The organism is Bradyrhizobium betae, from assembly GCF_004123905.1.
Classification (GTDB): domain Bacteria; phylum Pseudomonadota; class Alphaproteobacteria; order Rhizobiales; family Xanthobacteraceae; genus Bradyrhizobium; species Bradyrhizobium betae_A.
The window spans coordinates 104,220-121,460 of sequence record NZ_MZXW01000053.1 but is presented as its reverse complement, the minus strand read 5'-3'; the positions used below and the strand labels follow the sequence as shown (position 1 = coordinate 121,460).

At 63.6% G+C, this 17,241-nt stretch carries 17 protein-coding genes; 9 read left to right on the top strand and 8 right to left on the bottom strand.

Going from position 1 to position 17,241, the window contains the following annotated elements; translation table 11 throughout:
• Nucleotides 1–104 precede the first annotated feature (104 nt).
• The 5 genes from B5V03_RS35685 (at nucleotide 105) to B5V03_RS35665 (ending at nucleotide 4,440) form a co-directional block, all read left to right on the top strand.
• Entirely contained in the window at nucleotides 105–1,127 is a 1,023-nt protein-coding gene (locus B5V03_RS35685) for a flagellar motor protein MotA (protein WP_164988508.1), read from the top strand.
• A 4-nt stretch (nucleotides 1,128–1,131) separates the two neighbouring features.
• Complete coding sequence (locus tag B5V03_RS35680; protein WP_129275066.1) at nucleotides 1,132–2,160, top strand: peptidoglycan -binding protein; 1,029 nt, start codon at nucleotides 1,132–1,134, stop codon at nucleotides 2,158–2,160.
• The gene (locus B5V03_RS35675) at nucleotides 2,160–2,606 is read left to right on the top strand and encodes a GNAT family N-acetyltransferase (protein ID WP_129275065.1); all 447 of its coding nucleotides are present in this window, start codon (nucleotides 2,160–2,162) and stop codon (nucleotides 2,604–2,606) included. Before B5V03_RS35680 ends, B5V03_RS35675 begins: the two co-directional genes overlap by 1 nt.
• A gap of 70 nt (nucleotides 2,607–2,676) precedes the next feature.
• Nucleotides 2,677–2,922: a hypothetical protein gene (locus B5V03_RS35670; protein ID WP_129275064.1), complete on the top strand. Its 246-nt coding sequence runs from the start codon at nucleotides 2,677–2,679 to the stop codon at nucleotides 2,920–2,922.
• Between the two features lie 186 nt (nucleotides 2,923–3,108).
• Nucleotides 3,109–4,440, top strand: coding sequence for a hypothetical protein (locus B5V03_RS35665; RefSeq protein ID WP_245502446.1), 1,332 nt, complete (start codon nucleotides 3,109–3,111; stop codon nucleotides 4,438–4,440).
• Nucleotides 4,441–4,795: 355 nt separating this feature from the next.
• Here B5V03_RS35665 and B5V03_RS41855 read toward each other — a convergent pair whose 3' ends face one another.
• The 4 genes from B5V03_RS41855 to B5V03_RS35650 form a co-directional block, all read right to left on the bottom strand.
• Complete coding sequence (locus B5V03_RS41855) at nucleotides 4,796–4,957, bottom strand: hypothetical protein (RefSeq protein WP_164988507.1); 162 nt, start codon at nucleotides 4,955–4,957, stop codon at nucleotides 4,796–4,798.
• Between the two features lie 5 nt (nucleotides 4,958–4,962).
• Nucleotides 4,963–5,301 (bottom strand): DUF6894 family protein, encoded by a 339-nt coding sequence (locus B5V03_RS43095; protein ID WP_433995367.1) that lies wholly within the window; start codon nucleotides 5,299–5,301, stop codon nucleotides 4,963–4,965.
• A gap of 170 nt (nucleotides 5,302–5,471) precedes the next feature.
• Complete coding sequence (locus tag B5V03_RS35655; RefSeq protein ID WP_129275061.1) at nucleotides 5,472–5,726, bottom strand: hypothetical protein; 255 nt, start codon at nucleotides 5,724–5,726, stop codon at nucleotides 5,472–5,474.
• A gap of 420 nt (nucleotides 5,727–6,146) precedes the next feature.
• Entirely contained in the window at nucleotides 6,147–7,973 is a 1,827-nt protein-coding gene (locus B5V03_RS35650) for an ABC transporter ATP-binding protein/permease (RefSeq protein WP_129275060.1), read from the bottom strand.
• 218 nt (nucleotides 7,974–8,191) lie between these two features.
• Between B5V03_RS35650 and rpmE the strand changes: the two genes are divergently transcribed.
• Nucleotides 8,192–8,419 carry a 50S ribosomal protein L31 gene (gene rpmE, locus B5V03_RS35645; RefSeq protein ID WP_008137002.1) on the top strand — a complete coding sequence of 76 codons (228 nt, stop codon included), beginning with the start codon at nucleotides 8,192–8,194 and terminating at the stop codon, nucleotides 8,417–8,419.
• A 227-nt stretch (nucleotides 8,420–8,646) separates the two neighbouring features.
• Here rpmE and B5V03_RS35640 read toward each other — a convergent pair whose 3' ends face one another.
• Together B5V03_RS35640 and B5V03_RS35630 are read right to left on the bottom strand one after the other, a co-directional pair.
• Nucleotides 8,647–9,156 (bottom strand): DUF1465 family protein, encoded by a 510-nt coding sequence (locus tag B5V03_RS35640; protein ID WP_129275059.1) that lies wholly within the window; start codon nucleotides 9,154–9,156, stop codon nucleotides 8,647–8,649.
• A gap of 404 nt (nucleotides 9,157–9,560) precedes the next feature.
• Complete coding sequence (locus B5V03_RS35630) at nucleotides 9,561–10,424, bottom strand: oxidoreductase (RefSeq protein WP_129275058.1); 864 nt, start codon at nucleotides 10,422–10,424, stop codon at nucleotides 9,561–9,563.
• Nucleotides 10,425–10,513: 89 nt separating this feature from the next.
• Here B5V03_RS35630 and B5V03_RS35625 point away from each other — a divergent pair, with 89 nt between their 5' ends.
• Nucleotides 10,514–10,948 (top strand): winged helix-turn-helix transcriptional regulator, encoded by a 435-nt coding sequence (locus tag B5V03_RS35625; RefSeq protein WP_129275057.1) that lies wholly within the window; start codon nucleotides 10,514–10,516, stop codon nucleotides 10,946–10,948.
• 13 nt (nucleotides 10,949–10,961) lie between these two features.
• Here B5V03_RS35625 and B5V03_RS35620 read toward each other — a convergent pair whose 3' ends face one another.
• On the bottom strand, nucleotides 10,962–11,153 hold the full coding sequence (locus tag B5V03_RS35620; protein ID WP_129275056.1) for a DUF1192 domain-containing protein: 192 nt from the start codon (nucleotides 11,151–11,153) through the stop codon (nucleotides 10,962–10,964).
• A gap of 100 nt (nucleotides 11,154–11,253) precedes the next feature.
• Here B5V03_RS35620 and B5V03_RS35615 point away from each other — a divergent pair, with 100 nt between their 5' ends.
• Nucleotides 11,254–12,252, top strand: a complete 999-nt coding sequence (locus B5V03_RS35615; RefSeq protein ID WP_129275055.1) for an NAD(P)H-quinone oxidoreductase — start codon at nucleotides 11,254–11,256, stop codon at nucleotides 12,250–12,252.
• A 136-nt stretch (nucleotides 12,253–12,388) separates the two neighbouring features.
• Nucleotides 12,389–15,265 carry an EAL domain-containing protein gene (locus tag B5V03_RS35610; protein WP_164988506.1) on the top strand — a complete coding sequence of 959 codons (2,877 nt, stop codon included), beginning with the start codon at nucleotides 12,389–12,391 and terminating at the stop codon, nucleotides 15,263–15,265.
• A 57-nt stretch (nucleotides 15,266–15,322) separates the two neighbouring features.
• Here B5V03_RS35610 and B5V03_RS35605 read toward each other — a convergent pair whose 3' ends face one another.
• Nucleotides 15,323–17,134, bottom strand: coding sequence for a toll/interleukin-1 receptor domain-containing protein (locus B5V03_RS35605; RefSeq protein WP_129275054.1), 1,812 nt, complete (start codon nucleotides 17,132–17,134; stop codon nucleotides 15,323–15,325).
• Nucleotides 17,135–17,241: the final 107 nt, after the last annotated feature.

The following is a 17,241-nucleotide window of genomic DNA, read 5'->3' as shown; positions in this document are numbered from 1 at the left end:
GGTTCCGCACTGCCCCCCGAAATCGGCGCATCCGGCGCTTTTTTTGGGCTGGCGCTGTGCCATAGTGCGCACCGCAAGCAAGTTCGTAACGGATGATACCGGCCATGCCGTCAGGCGCCTCGCCCCGCTCCCCCATCGACATCGAATATACAAAACTGTCCTCGCCCAGCGTCTTCCTGGTGCGGATGCTGGTTTTTCTGGTGCTGTGCACCCTGGTGGGCGTGGTGCTCTACAAGCAGATCATCCAGGCCTTTTTCGCCAATCCGGGCCTCAACGCCCTGATCGGGGCGGTGCTGTTCATCGGCATCGTGCTGGCCTTCCGCCAGGTGATCCGGCTCTACCCTGAGGTGTCCTGGGTCAACAATTTCCGCATCGCCGATCCCGGCCTGGCGCCGGCCCGCCACCCAAAGCTGCTGGCGCCGATGGCGATGATCCTGGGCGGCGAACGCACCGGGCGGATGACGATCACCCAGACCACGATGCGGCATCTGCTTGATTCGATCGCGACCCGCCTCGACGAGGCCCGCGACATCTCGCGCTACATGACCGGCTTGCTCGTGTTCCTCGGCCTGCTCGGCACCTTCTGGGGCCTGATCGAAACGGTCGGCTCGGTCGGCAAGGTGATCGACGGGCTCAAGGTCGGCGGCGATTCCGGCGCCCTGTTCGACACGCTGAAGGAGGGCTTGGCCGCCCCGCTTGGCGGCATGGGCATCTCGTTCTCCAGCTCGCTGTTCGGCCTCGCGGGATCGCTGATCCTCGGCTTCCTCGATCTGCAATCGAGCCAGGCGCAGAACCGCTTCTATACGGATCTGGAAGACTGGCTCGCCACCACCGTGCGCGAATATGGCCACGGCGAAGTGGCTGTCGCGTCCGGTGGCGGCAGTAGCGTTGCCAGCGGCGAGCTTCAGGCCGCGGTCGAACGGCTGCGCATCGTGCTCGAGGAAGGCACGGCAAGCCGCAGCACCACCGCGTCGATGGCGAGCCTTGCCGAAGCGATCCAGGCGCTGGTCTCGCATATGCGGACCGAGCAGCAGATGATCCGCGAATGGGCCGACGGCCAGGGCGAGCAGAACCGCGAGATCCGGCGCCTGCTGGAGCGCATCGCGCGTCAGCCCGAGAAGGGTTAGCAGCATGGCTCTGGCCCGCGGCCGCCGCAGCGACAGCTCCTTCAACTACTGGCCCGGCTTCGTCGACGCGCTGTCGACGCTGGTGCTGTCGATTGTGTTCCTGCTGTCGGTGTTTTTGGTCGTGCAGTTCTTCCTGTCCCAGGAGGTCACCGGCAAGGACAAGGCGCTGGAGCAGCTCAACGCCAAGATCGCGCAGCTCAACGAGCTGCTCTCGCTGGAGAAGCTGGGCAAGCTCACGCTCGACGACCAGGTCTCGTCGCTGAAGGCGGGCCTTGCCTCGGCCGAGAGCGAGCGCGACCGCATCAAGGGCCTCTATGACGGGCTCGCCGCTGCCGGCAACGACGCGCAGGGCAAGAGTTCCGAACTCGGCAAGGCGCTGGACTCGGAGAAGGCGGTCTCGGCGCGGGCGCTGGCGCAGATCGAGGTGCTGAACCAGCAGATCAGCGCGCTGCGGCGACAACTCGCGGCACTCGAAGAGGCGCTCGACGCCTCCGAGAAGCGCGACAAGGAATCGCAGAACCGCATCGCCGATCTCGGCTCGCGTTTGAACGTGGCGCTGGCGCAGCGCGTGCAGGAATTGTCGCGCTACCGTTCGGAATTCTTCGGTCGCCTGCGCGCCATCCTCGGCAACCGTCCGGACATCCGCATCGTCGGCGACCGCTTCGTGTTCCAGTCCGAAGTGTTCTTCGACACCGGACAGGCGGTGCTGCTGCCCGAGGGCCGCGCCGAGCTCGACACTTTGGCGGCCGCGCTGATCGAGCTCGACAAGAAGATCCCGAGCGATATTCCCTGGGTGCTGCGCGTCGACGGCCATACGGATGTGCGACCGGTGAGCGGCGCGAACTTCAAGTCGAACTGGGACCTGTCCGCCGCACGCTCCATCTCGGTGGTGCAGTATCTAGTCTCGCTCGGCGTCCCCGCCCAGCGCCTCGTCGCCGCCGGTTTTGGCGAATTCCAGCCGCTCGACACCGCCAACACGGAGGAGGCCTACAAGCGTAACCGCCGCATCGAGCTGAAGCTGACGGAGCGGTAGTGAGCGCGCTCCGCCTTCGCCCCTACCGCGACGAGGACGAAGCCGCCTCGATCGACCTCTGGCATCGCACCTGGCAGCAGGCCTATCCGCAGATCGATTTTGCAGCCCGGCTGGACTGGTGGCGCGAGCGCTGGCGGAAGGATCTGGTGCCGAAGGCGTCCATTGTCGTCGCCGAGCAGGACGGCGTGCTGACCGGCTTCGTCACCATTGACGGCGACGGCTATCTCGACCAGCTCGTGGTCGATCCCGATCACTGGGGCTCGGATGCCGCGCGGCTGCTGGTGGATGAGGCCAAGCGCTTGTCGCCGTCGGGCATCACGCTGCTCGTCAACAAGGACAACAGCCGAGCCATCCGCTTCTACGAGCGCAACGGCTTTTCCCATGCCGGCGATGACGTGAACCCGACCTCGGGACGGCCGGTGCTGAAGATGGTTTGGCCGGCGTGATATCTGTCACGCAGGGATCTCGAGACGTTTGCTATTCGTGCGGGTGACGGCAAGCAGATGGAGAGGATCGATGAAGCTGAGCGACCTGACCAAGGGTTCAACGGTCCTGCTGGGCGTCATCGTCGCCGGATATGTGTCGACGACCTATGTCGACCACCGCTTCGCCGCGCCGCTCAAGCCGGCGAATGCGCCTGCTCCGACAAGCAGCCCAACTCCAACGAACGGCCCCGCTCCATCGGCTTGCGTCGATGCGGACGGGAGATGGATGAACTGGCCGTGGCCGAACGTGCCGACGCTCTCGCCGAAGTGCAAATAAGCGCTGCAAAATCAAAATCGCGAAAACTACCTCATGCTCATCGTCAAATTCCTGGGGAGCCGGCGCGTCGGCCTGTAGCATCGCAATATGATCTCTCGACGTCATCTGCTGCGAGCGCCTTTGATGTTGCCGGCAGCTCTCGCGCTGGACGCCATCCCCGGCGGATCGCACGGACCAGCGGTTCGCGTGGTCGCCGACACCGCGAACAGCTTCTACGTCATGTCGCAGAATGTCAGCGGCACCGCTTTTGCCTATCATTTCATTCGCCACATAGGGGGCAATTCGGCAACCGATCTTGCCGGCTCCTGGCCGAATTGGCGTTATGCCGGTTGCGCCGAATTCCCGAGCAGCCCGGTGCCCCCAACGGCGACGCCGTTGCGGACGTTCTCGAACGACATCGGGGCGCAGGACTACGCCTTCGTGTTGCCGACATCCGCGGGCAAGTTCGCCGGGTCCTATCACGGCGTCGGAGCCGACGGTTCGCTGACAGCCGAATCTCTGACGATCGACGGGCGAGCCTTCGACCCGACCTCGCGTGGTGCGATCGGCAGTCAGATCGTTCTCACGCACAGCGTCTCGATCACCGATGGCACCAGCACCGTCACGGTTACGGGCTTCAAGGTAACAATCAACGCGAGCGGGATATTCTTCGACCCCGGAACCATCTCCTCCACGGCCGTCCTGCCGACTGCGTTCATCGGCATGGGCATCGCGACGGGGACATTTGACGAAGGGAGTTTCACGCTCGCCAGCGGCGGCATCGTGTACAAGGCGCCGATCTCGGTTGGCGCGACGACCTACGGCCGCACCTATCTGCAAAAGGCCAATATGGTGAGCCTTCGCCGAACCTCGGACGGAGCGACTGTGCGGTTCACGACAAATGCGCCGACGATCGCGGGCTATCGCAGAACGTCGGTCGTGCGGGACACCACCCTTGACCGATCGAAGTTCTACTTTGATTTTGGAAACGCGGACAGGGCATTCGGCTCGGTGACCGGAATAGCATGGTCGCAGATCTACGAGCTCGGCGCCGCCGGCGCGGCTAAGTTCGCGGCGAACTTGATCAGGAACGGCACGTTTGGCTCCAACGTCACCGGATGGACGGTGCCTCGCACCGGAGGCAGCATTGCATGGAACGCAGCCAATGGAGGCGTGCTGCGGCAGACCCGAGGTGCCACCTCGGGGGACGCCAGAGCGATCCAGGCAGTGACAACGACCGTTGGCGTGCCGCACCTGCTGGCCGCCGAGAACAGTTTTATGCCGACTGTCGCAGGCACCTCTTCGAACCCGGGCTCGCTGGGCTTGACCAACGCCGCCAGCGGCAGCACCGCAACACCAGCGCCAGCCTATTCCCCGGTCGCCTTCGACCGGAACGGGTACAACGCACACGTCGTCATTCCGACCGCGACGACCCAGTACGCCATGCTGCTCATGCGGGCCGGAACTGAGTCCGGCAACGATGCTACAATCGGCACCTGCGACTGGGACAACGTGGGCTTGTTCCCGCTCACGCCCTAGCGGTGATCCGAGCCGATCGGCTGTTCCGGCGAACCAGGTCCTGATCCCGAGGTGCCGATGGGCTGACCATTTGCGCTATGGCCGACTCCCCCCCGGGCGCGCTGACGGCGCCTGGGGCTGCATCAGCCGGGGCAGTGTTGGCGCCGGTCACGGCATTCGTTGTGGCGTTCACGTTATTGGCGTTGGTATGGGACTGCTGAGGATTGGTGGTGTTGGGGTTCGATGGAGCCGCGGATGTTCCGGTGCTCGATATCGCGCCGCTCGGCCCGTTCGGATTGAAATAGTTCGTCGGATGATTTGGCGTCGCCTGCGGCTGACTCGAAGTGGAAAATCTTCGAGGCGGGTCACAACTCGCTTAAAGTAACCAGGTGATCACCTGCCAGCTGACCCACACCATAGCGGCGATCCACGCGATCATCGCGATGCCGATCAAGCCGAAGTAGGTGATCGAGAGAAGGGATTTGCCCAGCCGACTGCCCTCACCAATCGATGCCAATTCTTCGGTTCTGTCGAGCATGTCGATTAGATCCTCTCTTTTGGCAGAAAATATTGGCTGCGGGGCAAGAGGGGCAACCAGTCCCTGCGGTTAACCTCACCGGTCAACCTTAAGGCCCGTCCCGTGAAAATCTGGCCGGAGCTCTCCAGGATCATCGCGGCTGACGCACGAAGGATCGCGCCCGCTTGGTCTCGTACCTCGATTGCGATCCGTCCTGGCAGGCAACCACGCGCACCGTCCAGTATCGTTTGACCGAGCGGCTCGAGCGCCAGACGTCCAGCATCGTCGATTTCTGGGAGATCAACGCCTTCAACGTCAATCTCGATACCGGCGCCGTCGTGATGGTCGAAGCAGAACTTGGGCATGCGGCGCTAACTTGGCCCATGCCGTCGAGTTCCTGTTTTTCCCGACTTCAAGCAATCGGGGTTTCGAGGATGCCTTAAGGGCCGCAATCGACATTCAGCAACGGCTCGCTCCGAGGCAGGCACCGGAGTGATCATTGGTCATGTTCAGCGAGCTTCGCGCGAGTGCTTGCTCACTGTTTCGACGGAACCGACGGCGTTTGCTCCGCCGGAGATGAAGGGAGTCCAAGACTGGTCCGGGCATCTTCGGTATGCCACGGTCGCCAGGCCGGCTCAGCGGCGACGCGCCGCGCATCTTCAACGCGTTCTGCCGCGATCTTTTCGCGATGGGTCAAACCGGTCAGAGGGTCTCGCTCTTCAACGTCGGCCGCGAAGGTGGAACTGGTCGCCAGGGCGAGTAGCGCGAAGGCCAATTTGAGTGTCTTCATTTCAGGAGCTTATACGAGATGCGGCGACAAAGGCGGCCTTTGTTCAACCGCAATTGAACGTGCTGCATCGGATCGGCTGGCTTCCGCGAGATAAGGTGGGCTATCGACCGCTGGCCGAACAACTTCGTGTCTTACGAACCCTTACGGCCCCGAAAAGTTGGATGGGCGGCCTAAGGCCAGGCGCCGTTGGATCCGCGATACAACTCCAATCCGCCCCCCGACCCGATGCGACGCCGGATGCAACGGACGGGGACTTCGAGCAGAGATGGCCGGCGAACAGATGGTGCCATTCGCCTGGGTCCCGCGCGTTAAAGAGAAACTAATTCGCATGCCAGCGGGCGGTCGGACGTCGGCCGCCTAGTCGACCGAGCTGCCGCGAACAAGGCGTTTTTTCAGGCGCGCGAACTCCGAGACCCAGCCTCACGCCCCCTCGAACTGCAACCTCGCCAGCCTCGCATAGAGCCCGTTCGCAGCCACGAGCTCGGCATGCGTGCCCTGCTCGACGATCTTGCCCTGGTCCATCACCAGGATGCGGTCGCAGGAGAGCACGGTGGCGAGGCGGTGCGCGATCACCAGCGTGGTGCGGTGGCGCATCAGCTCTTCCAGCGCGGTCTGGACCAGCGTCTCGCTTTCGGCGTCGAGCGCGGAGGTGGCTTCATCGAGCAGCAACAGCGGCGCATCACGCAAAACGGCGCGGGCGATGGCGATGCGCTGGCGCTGGCCGCCGGACAAGGTCACGCCACGCTCGCCGAGCGGAGTGTCGAAACCTTCGGGCAGCCGGCGGATGAATTCGGCGGCGTGCGCGAGTTCGGCGGCGCGCTCGACCTCGGCGTCGGTCGCGTCGGGCCGGCCGAAGCGGATGTTCTCGCGGGCGCTCGCGGCGAACACGTTGGATTCCTGCGGCACCAGCGCGATGCGCGCGCGGAAGTCGCGCGGATCTGCGGATCTGACCGGCACGCCGTCGAGCGAGATCGTGCCGCCCCTGGGATCGTAGAAGCGCAGCAAGAGATGAAAGATCGTGCTCTTGCCGGCGCCGGAGGGACCGACGATCGCGACCTTCTCGCCGGGGCGCACGGTGAACGACACGGCGTCGAGCACTTTGACGTCGGGACGCGCGGGATAAGCAAAACTGACGTGATCGAAACCGACCTCGCCGCGCGCCGGCACCGGCAGCGCACGCGGCGACGCAGGCGCCTTGATCTCGGGCTGCACGTGCAAAATCTCGAACAGGCGCTCGGCCGCGCCTGAGGCCGCCGAGACCTCGCCCCAGACTTCGCTGAGCTGGCCGAGGCCTGCCGCGGCGAAGGCGGCATAGAGCACGAACTGGCCGAGCCGGCCCGGCGAGATCGTGCCGATCAGCACGTCATGCGAGCCGATCCAGAGGATCGCGACCACGCTTGCGAACACGATGAAGATGATGATGGCGGTGAGCACCGCACGCGCCTGGGTCGACGTGCGCGCGGCTTCATAGGCCTGCTCGACCTCGCCGGCGAAACGCTTACCGGCGAGCCCTTCGCTGGTATAGGCCTGCACGGTGCGGATCGCGCCGATCAGCTCGCCCGCATAGGCAGTAGCATCCGCCAGCGTGTCCTGCGCATTGCGCGACAGACGCCGCACCCAGCGCCCGAAGGCGACCAGCGGCAGCACGATCAGGGGAATGGCGAGCAGCACGAAACCTGAGAGCCGCGGGCTGGTGATCACCATCATCGCGGCAGCGCCGAAGAACATCATCAGATTGCGCAGCGCGATCGAGACGGAGGCGCCGACGGCGGATTTGATCTGGGTGGTGTCGGCGGTGAGCCGCGACACCAGTTCGCCGCTGCGCGCGGAATCGAAGAAGGCCGGCGACAGCGAGAGCAGATGGGCGAAGACGTCGCGCCTGAGATCGGCGACGATGCGCTCGCCGATCGTCATCACGAGATAGTAGCGTGAGGCGCTTGCGAGTGCGAGCACCGCGACGACCGCGATCATCACCGAGAAGTAGCTGTTGATCAGCGCGATACCTTCAGGCGTCAGGCCGAAATCGATCATCCTGCGCACGGCGACCGGCACCAGCAGCGTGGTCAGCGCCGCGACCGTCAGCGCGACGAAAGCCAGCGCCGCACGGCCGCGGTAGCGGGCCACATAGGGCGCCAGCGCCAGCAGCGGCCGCAGCTTGGCGCGGCTCTTGGCGGGCTGCTCGATCAGCTCGGCTTCGATCGACGGGGCTTCTGCTGGCCCGGTTTCAAGCCGTTCTACTGCGCTCATGGGATCCGACCGTAAGAGAGGAGTCCGCTCCAAATAGGCCGGAGGAGCGGGAGTGGCAAATCCGGGATGTCCCTTAGGGGACGGCCCGGTTGTCCTGTCCCCACAATGGCTTGTTTTGAGGGGGCAGTTGTCTTTAAGGGGTCTCTGGGGTATAGAGCGCCGAAATCCGTCATCGATTATCACTCAAGTGAGCGGCGCCGGTCGCCCTAGGAATTGCCATGAAAGCCGAAATTCACCCGAATTATCATACGATTAAGGTCGTGATGACCGACGGAACCGAGTACCTGACCCGCTCCACCTGGGGCAAGGAAGGCGACACGTTGAACCTCGATATCGACCCGAAGTCGCACCCGGCCTGGACCGGCGGCAACGCCCAGATGCTCGATCGCGGCGGCCGCGTCTCGCGCTTCCAGAAGAAGTTTTCGGGCTTTCTCAAAAAGGATTGATCCGGCCCAAAAGGCTGGTGACGAAAAACGCCCCCGGAGAGCCGGGGGCGTTTTTGTTTTGGGGGGCCGCTGCCGCATCGCTGCCAAACCCGTCATCCTGAGGCGCGAGCGGCGCGATGCAAAGCATCGCGCCGGGAACGGCCAGCCGGGCCGTCGCCCTTCGAGGACCGCTGACGGAGCGGCCACCTCAGGGTGACGGTTCGACGTCAATGACCGGGATGGAGATCTTACCGTTCGAACGCGGCCTTCAGCGCGTTGAGGTGCGGCACCAGCGGGTTGCCGATCGCGGGCACATCGACCGGCGGGGTGTGGATGGTGGTGTCGAGGCGGCGGACGCGGGTCTGCAGGCTCATCGAGCGGTGGATCAGATCCTGCAACTGCGAGGGCAGCTTGTCGATGGTGTCGGACGCGCCGGGATCGGCGGCCGAGAGCTTGACCTTGGTCTTTTCGCGGTTGGCCTGGACCAGCGTCATCTCACCTTCCTTCACCGCGCGGTGCAGCAGCAGCCACGAGGCGAGCTGCATCAAGCGGGTGGTGAGGCGCATGCTCTCGGTCGCATAGGTCAGGCTGACGGCGCGGTCGAGCGCCTTGGCTTCGGTGCGGCCGGCACCGTCGAGATAGGCGGCGGTCTCTTCGACCAAGTCCATGCCCTCGCGGAACAGGACGCCGAACGCCGCAGAATTGGTGAACCGCTCGCTGAGTTGAACGAGAGCACCTTCGGCTTGCAAACGTTCCATGGTTAACGCCCCTTACGCAACTGTTTACCCACCCGGCTTTGGCGCCGGCTTTATGATGAACAAATCATTGCGCGGGCGAGACCCGGAGTCCAGCGACAAGCGCGGATATGGTTTCCGCGGGTCATTCTTCGGTATGCAACCGGTGTGAGACGCAAAAAAAGAGCCGCCGGAGGACCGGCGGCTTTGAAAGTTGATAACAGGGAGGCGTCAAACAGAGTGGACAGGAGCCACTCGGTGTCCAAACGAGGACAGTTCAGTCATAAACCCGAAAGCTTAATGCGGAGTAAATGAGCGATTTTTTTGAGGGTTCGTTAGCCATGTCGGCCAGCGGCCGAATGCGCTGCGGAACAAACTGCTCGTCATTCCGAGGCGAGACGAAGTCGCGCTGACCCGCAATCAACGACTCAAGACGCTTGATGCGCCGCCGCTGTCGAAGACGCCGGCGGCGTCGGCTCGAGCGGAAGCTTGTTGTATTTGCGAAGGCCCTTGTCGACGAAGGATTCCGGCAGGAAGCGGCGCATCAGGCTGACCTGCATCGCCACCTTTCCCGCCGTGTAGCGCCGTCTAGGCGTTGCCGCATTGGCCGCCTTCACGACCGTATCGGCGACCACCTCCACCGCGTCTCCGGTCTCGACGATCTCGCGCATCAGCTTCTCTGCGTCGGCGCGCACGGCGTCATATGCCGCCAGCGGATGATCCGCCCGCGTGAGATTTTCCTCGAACGATGTGCGGGTGGCGCCGGGCTCGACCAGCACGACGCGGATGCCGTGCGTTCGCACTTCGTGGTCGAGCGATTCCGAGTATCCTTCGAGCGCATGCTTGGTCGACGCATAAAGCGCGTTGTACGGCGCGGGGATCAGCCCGAGGATGGAGCTGAGGTTGACGATCCGGCCCGCGCGCTGCCGTCTCATCACGGGCAGGACCGCATTGGTCAGACGCACCACGCCGAACACATTCACGTCGAACAACGCCTTTGCCTGTGCCGTGGAGGACTCTTCCGCAGCGCCGAGAAGTCCTATCCCGGCATTGTTGACGAGAAGATCGATCCGCCCGGCGCGGCTCACGACGTCCTCGACCAGAGCCTGGACCGAGGCGTCATCCGTGACGTCGCAGACCAGCATCGTCACCCCATCCGAGGTGTTGGCGGCCGGTTTCCGGCTGGTTCCGAACACCCGGTAGCCGTCGCGCCGCAGCGCTCGTGCCGTCGCCAGCCCGATGCCGGAGGACGCGCCGGTGACCAGCGCAACGCCGCGTGTTGTCTTGCTCATCTTTGTCCGCTCTCATTTTGCCGTGGAATATCGATGCGTTGGGTGTTACTACTAATTCAATAGTAAGTCACTATCGAAAAGATACGGACATGGTCAATTTGTCAGATCAACCCTGCGTGATCGCCCGGTGCGCCGCGCTGGTGGGGGACGCCTGGAGCATCCTGATCCTGCGGGACGCGCATGCCGGGTTCACCCGGTTCGACGAATTCAGGAAAAGCCTTGGTATCGCTCCGACAATTCTGACCCGCCGGCTGGCCACCTTGACCGAAGAAGGGTTCCTGGAGAAACGCCGCTACTCGGACCGGCCGCCGCGCGACGAGTACGTTCTGACCGCTGCCGGCAAGGACTTCCTGCCGGTGCTGTTCGCGTTCGGTGCGTGGGGATGGAAGCACCGCGGCGGGGGAAATGATGTCACCCGGTTCTTCGACGCCGAGGCCGGAACCGAGATCGACCCCGTCACGATCGATCGCGCAACCGGCGCGCCGATCGGAACGCGTCCCATTCGAATTGTCGCTCCGGAGTAGAGCGAGGAGGTCGTTACTTCTTGAAAAAACTATCCGCCGCGTCGCGCGAGGCGCGCTTCTTGGTGGCGGCTTCTTCCAGCCTTGCGATCTCGGCATTGAGCAGCGCGACGCGCTCGGTCAGTTCCTCCACCGACAACAGTGAGAGATCCTGTCCGATCTCATGGCTGATCTTCTTGCGCGGGCGGTCGTCGTCTTCCGTCGGCATTCTCGTTCCTCCTGCATGCGCCTGAAGCGGTTGCCAGTCCGGACCGCGCTGGCTAAGCAATGGCCTCGTTTCCTCCCGCACCTTTGCTCAAGGACACATCATGGACAAGCTGCCCGCGCAAATGACCGTGGTCGCCATTTCCAAGCCCGGCGGACCGGAGGTGCTGGTGCCGGAACAGCGGGCGCTGCCGCAGCCCGGCCCCGACGAGATTTTGGTCAAGGTGCAGGCCGCGGGCGTCAACCGCCCCGACGTGGCGCAGCGCTCCGGCGCCTATCCGCCGCCGCCCGGCGCCAGCGACCTGCCCGGTCTCGAAATCGCCGGTGAAGTGGTCGCAATCGGCAGCAACGCCAAGCGGCACAAGGTGGGCGACAAGGTGATGTCGCTCGTCGCCGGTGGCGGCTATGCGCAGTATTGCATCGCGCAGGACGCCCAGGCGATGAGCGTGCCGCCGGCACTCTCGATCAAGGAAGCCGGCGCGCTGCCGGAAACCCTGATGACGGTCTGGCACAATGTGTTCGAGCGCGGCGGGCTGAAGGCCGGCGAGACGCTGCTGATCCATGGCGGCTCCTCCGGCATCGGCACCATGGCGATCCAGCTTGCGAAAGCGTTCGGCGCAAAAGTGTTCGTCACCGTGGGATCGCAGGACAAGATCGATGCCTGCGTCAAGCTCGGAGCGGACCGCGCCATCAATTACAAGACCGAAGACTTCGTCGAGGTGATCAAGGCGGAGACGAACAAAGCGGGCGTCAATCTGATCCTCGACATGGTCGCCGGCGAGTATGTCGACCGCAACTATGATGCCGCCGCAGTCGACGGCCGTATCGTCCAGATCGCGACCCTCAACGGCCCCAAGGTCAGCGTCAACATCGCCAAGGTGATGGTGAAGCGGTTGACCCATACCGGCTCGACGCTGCGCCCCCGTAGTAATGCGGACAAGGCGGCGATGGTGGCCGCAATCGAGGCGAAAGTGATGCCGCTTTTGCGCGAAGGCCGCGTCAAGCCGCTGATGGACAGCGCTTTCCCGCTGGAAAAGGCAGCCGACGCGCACCGGCGCATGGAGACTTCGGCACATATTGGCAAAATTGTGTTGGAGGTCTAGGCCGCTGGCCCACCCGGCAAGGCGGAAACCCTTTGATTTTCCTCGCTTTCGTGGCATCTATCGCGACGCACCGAACCACTTCTGTCCGGTCTGAAATCGCCTTTACAGAGTTTGCGTCGAACGCGGAGAGCTGACCTTGCGTCTGATCAGGTGCCTCGCGCCCATCGCGCTGGGCCTCATGATTCTTGTCGCCGCGCATCCCGCGCGCGCGCTCGATGCCGTCAGCGTCCGCGGTGACGCGCCCGCGATCGACCTCACCGGTGTGCTCGAGCATCAGCGCAGCGACGCCGATCGTATCCAGGTCTCCACCGCGCCCGGCACCGACGGTATCGTCCGCCGCATCGAGGTGCGCGCCCGCGAGGGCGGCCAGAACTGGATCGTGTTCGCGCTCGCCAACAACACCGACGACCAGCTCGACCGCCTGATCGTCGCCCCGCATTACCGCATCGTGTCGTCAGGACTGTTGTGGCCCGACCTCGGGCTGTCGCGCATCGCCACCATCACGCCATCGACCGGCGACCGGCCGGAGCGGCAGGAAAGTCCGACCGCCGACGTGTTCCGCATCACGCTCGATCCCGGCGCCGTCATCACCTTCGTCGCCGAGCTGCGCACCGACAAGCTGCCACAGCTCTATCTGTGGGAGCCGGAAGCCTACAAGGACAAGGTCAATTCGTTCACGCTCTACCAAGGCATCGTGATCGGCATCTCGGGCCTGCTTGCGCTGGTGCTGACCATCCTTTTCGTGGTCAAGGGCAGCATCATGTTCCCGGCGGCCGCGGCGCTGGCCTGGGCGGTCCTGGTCTATATCGGCGTCGATTTCGGCTTCTGGGGCAAGGTGCTCGACATGTCGAACAACGCCGAGCGCATCTGGCGCGCGGCGGGTGAGGCGATATTGGCGGCCACGCTGCTGGTGTTTTTGTTCGCCTATCTCAACCTCAGTCGATGGCATGTGCGCTATTCGCACATCACGGTGGGCTGGCTGGCATTCCTGGGCTCCCTCGTCGCGCTCGCGCTGTTCGATCCGGCGGTCGCCTCCGGCATTGCGCGCATCTCGCTGGTGCTGATCGCCTTCGCCGGCTTTGCGCTGATCGTCTATCTCTCCACCCACGGTTTTGACCGTGCGGTGCTGCTGATCCCGACCTGGTTCCTGCTGGTCGTCTGGGTCGTGGCCGCCGGTATGACTGTCGCCGGCTCCGTCACCAACGACATCGTCGGCCCGGCCCTGCTCGGCGGACTCGTGCTGATCGTGATGCTGATCGGCTTCACCGTGATGCAGCACGCCTTCGCCGGCGGCGGCGCCACCACCGGCGTCGTCTCCGACATCGAGCGGCGCGCGCTGGCGCTGGCCGGTTCCGGCGACCTGATCTGGGACTGGGACGTTTCGGCCGACAAGGTTTTTACCAGCCCCGAGACCGAATCCCTGCTCGGCCTCAAGCGCGGCACGCTGGAGGGACCGGCGGCGTCGTGGCTGGAAGTGCTGCATCCGCTCGACCAGGACCGTTTCCGCGCCGCCCTCGACAGCGTGCTCGACCAGCGCCGCGGCCGCCTGGTGCAGGATTTCCGCCTGCGCACGCCGGACGGCCACTTCATGTGGTTCGCGCTGAAGGCGCGCCCGGTGGTCGGCTCCGACGGCGAAGTCTCGCGCGTGGTCGGCACGCTCACCGACGTCACTGAGCTGCGCAACGCCGAGGAGCGGCTGCTGCACGATTCCGTGCATGACAACCTCACCGGCCTGCCCAACCGAAAACTGTTCATGGACCGGCTCGGTGCGGTCGCGCATTTCGCCAAGACCATGCCGACACTGCGGCCGACGCTGATGGTGATCGACCTCGACCGCTTCAAGCAGGTCAACGATTCCGTCGGCATCGCGGTCGGCGATTCCATCCTGTTGACGCTGGCCCGCCGCCTCACCCGCATCCTGAAGCCGCAGGACACGCTGGCGCGGCTTGCCGGCGACCAGTTCGGCCTGATCCTGCTCTCCGAACAGGATCCCGCCCGCATCACCGCTTTCGCCGAGACCATCCGCAAGACCATCCGCGCGCCGATCGCTTTCAACGAGCGCGAGATTTTTCTGACGGCCTCGATCGGCCTCGCCCTTTCTGATCCTCAGACGCAATTGACTGACGAGATCATCAAGGACGCCGAGCTCGCGATGTATCACTCCAAGCGCATCGGCGGCGACCGCATCGATGTGTACAAACCAGCAATGCGTGCGCGAAAAACCGACCGGCTGACGCTGGAGAGCGAGCTGCGCCGCGCCATCGAGCGGCAGGAGCTCACGACCCTGTACCAGCCGATCGTGCGGCTGGAGGACCGCTCGGTCGCGGGCTTCGAGGCGCTGGTGCGCTGGGATCATCCGAAACTCGGACGCATGGCGCCGTCGGAATTCATCTCGATCGCGGAAGAGACCGGCCTGATCGTCGACCTCGGCATGTTCGTGCTCGACCAGACCGCAAAACAGCTCTCGATCTGGCAGCGCGCGATGCGTTCGCGCGAGCCGATCTTCGCGTCCGTCAACGTCTCCTCGCGGCAATTGCTGCGCCACGATCTGATCCACGACATCCGCACCGTGCTGTCGCGCTCCTCGGTGGCGCGCGGCACGCTGAAGCTGGAATTGACGGAATCGCTGGTGATGGAGAATCCGGAGCACGCCGCGCAAATGCTGACGCGGATCCGCGAGCTCGGCACTGGATTGTCGCTCGACGATTTCGGCACCGGCCATTCGTCGCTCGCCTATCTGCAGCGCTTCCCGTTCGACACCATCAAGATCGACCAGTCCTTCGTACGCACCACCAACCGCGGCACCCGGCCCGTGATCCTCAAATCGATCATCGCGCTCGCGCATGATCTCGGCATGGACGTGGTGGCCGAAGGCGCCGAGACCGATTCCGACGCGGTCGAGCTCTACCAGATGGGCTGCGAATACGCGCAGGGCTTTGCCTTCGGCGAGCCGATGGACGCGGACGCGGCGATGCGCCTGCTGACGGAAGTGCGGCTGGAAGCGGCGAGCTAGACTTGCTCGTCTTCCTCATACCCTGAAACAAGCCCCGCAGTGTGAGCGATGGGAAGGCTATCCGCGACGTTTTCGCTTGGGACGATCGAGGAGATCCCTGAGTCGGACGATCGCTGGATCGTATTGGTACCAAAGGGCGCCGAGCATCAGGCACGTCAATCCCGACGCTGCAAGCCAGAATTGCCAGTAATCGGTCAATTGCGAGAGCGTTCGATGATAGCGCGCAGCTGCCAAGGCGCATCCGCCGATGAATGACACCGCAAGCGTGCCGACGAATCCGAGAAGCATCCGTCGATGGTTCCAAAGCAATCCGACGGTCAGCGCCACGTATCCCACCAGCAGCGCGAAACCAAATGCGAAATCCTTATTGAACGTCTCCTGGATCGGGCCGCACCCCCTGACCACGTCCGCGCAATAGTAGGAGAATTTGATGCTGTTGGTGGTCATCCGAAACGGCACCCACACCAGCAACGTGATGAATCCATAGGTCAGACACAGAAATGCGTCCTCGTTCGGATTCTTCAGGATTTTGCCGTCGCGAGGACGGCGAATGGATACGGCCGCATAGATGATGGCCATGATGATGGCCGCCGAGAGCGGCCAGACCATCAAGAAAAAGGCAAGCGCGTAGAACGGAAACAGCGTCGAATAGGGAGCGTCCGTTCCCTTGAAACCCTTCGAGCCTTTCGCGATCATTCGCCAGAAGGCTTCCTGTATCTCCGATCGGGCGGCCGCGTAGCTCTGAAGCCCTTCAACCGCAGCCGCGCTCGCTTGCGGCCCCAAGGGCTGGTCGTTGTCCGATGGCGCATCCCGCATTGGCACAGTGAGATAGAAGAACACGTTGGGCCAACACCTGCCCCTCATCCAGAACTCGTTGCGATAGGCCTGCATCAGCGCGCCGCCCGCCGTGTATGAAGCCAGTCGCTCTTTGTCTTGCTGATACTGGAGCGCCGCCTCTGGCGATGAGGCCGGACCAGGGTCGGAGGGACCGGAGCAGGTCGACAGCAAGTTCGGATGAATGGTCCATGGGACCTGCGGTACGGATATTTCTGACACGGTCATCGCAGTTGCGAGGAGCATGCCGGCCCAAAGCGGAGACGAATAAGTCAACCGGTCCGTGAAGCTGCCCGCGTTGAACGTCGCCTCCAGGAGAATTTGCAGCGGGCGATAGAGGGCGAGCAAGATAAACGGCAGGAAAAACAGCGGCCAGATGAACATGCCGCTCCATGCCGTCGCCATCCCTATCCAGGCATCGTAGCCAAACTCCCTGGCACCAACTGCATTGGGAACGACGCCGCAGAATATCCAGACTGCAAATGCTGCCGCCACATAGCCTACAGTCCACCAAGACCCGAGTTTGCTCTCCCCCTGCAATCCGCCTACGGCTTCTTGAAGAACCGCGACGATCTCGTCCACGGATGCAGTCGATGCCACCGTCTTGGCATCGATGTGACAGAGCATTTGAATTTCTTCGTCCTTGAGATCCTGCTCGCTCGGCATCTTTGCGCCGCCGACCAGCAGCGGCACGATTTCCTTCTCCAACTCGAAGGCGGCTGCGTGCTCACGCTCGAGGACGTCGGGTTTACCCTTGTTTTCGTCGAACAGCCGAAGCCAATCCTCGCCGATCAGAGAAATGAACAAGTCGCAATTCGAAATGGCCTTGTAGATGCGACCTTCAAAATAATCGCCCGCCCTGATTTCCTTGGTGTCGATGAAAACCGCCTTGAAACCCAGGCTCTTGAGCGCATCCTTGAGACGGTCAATGAAAGGAGGCGTCGACGGCCCAGGCCCTCCCGGCCCAGGCACCTCGCCCAGCATAAAGGTATCGCGACGGCGATATGACACGAACGCACGCAACGCGCGTGCCATGACCAGTCCCCCCAACCTCACCAGCAGCGGTTGCAATGCTATATCCGGCAGGATGTCGAATCCAGCGATACCATCAGGAATTGAGGGCCGATCGTGCCTATTTTCCT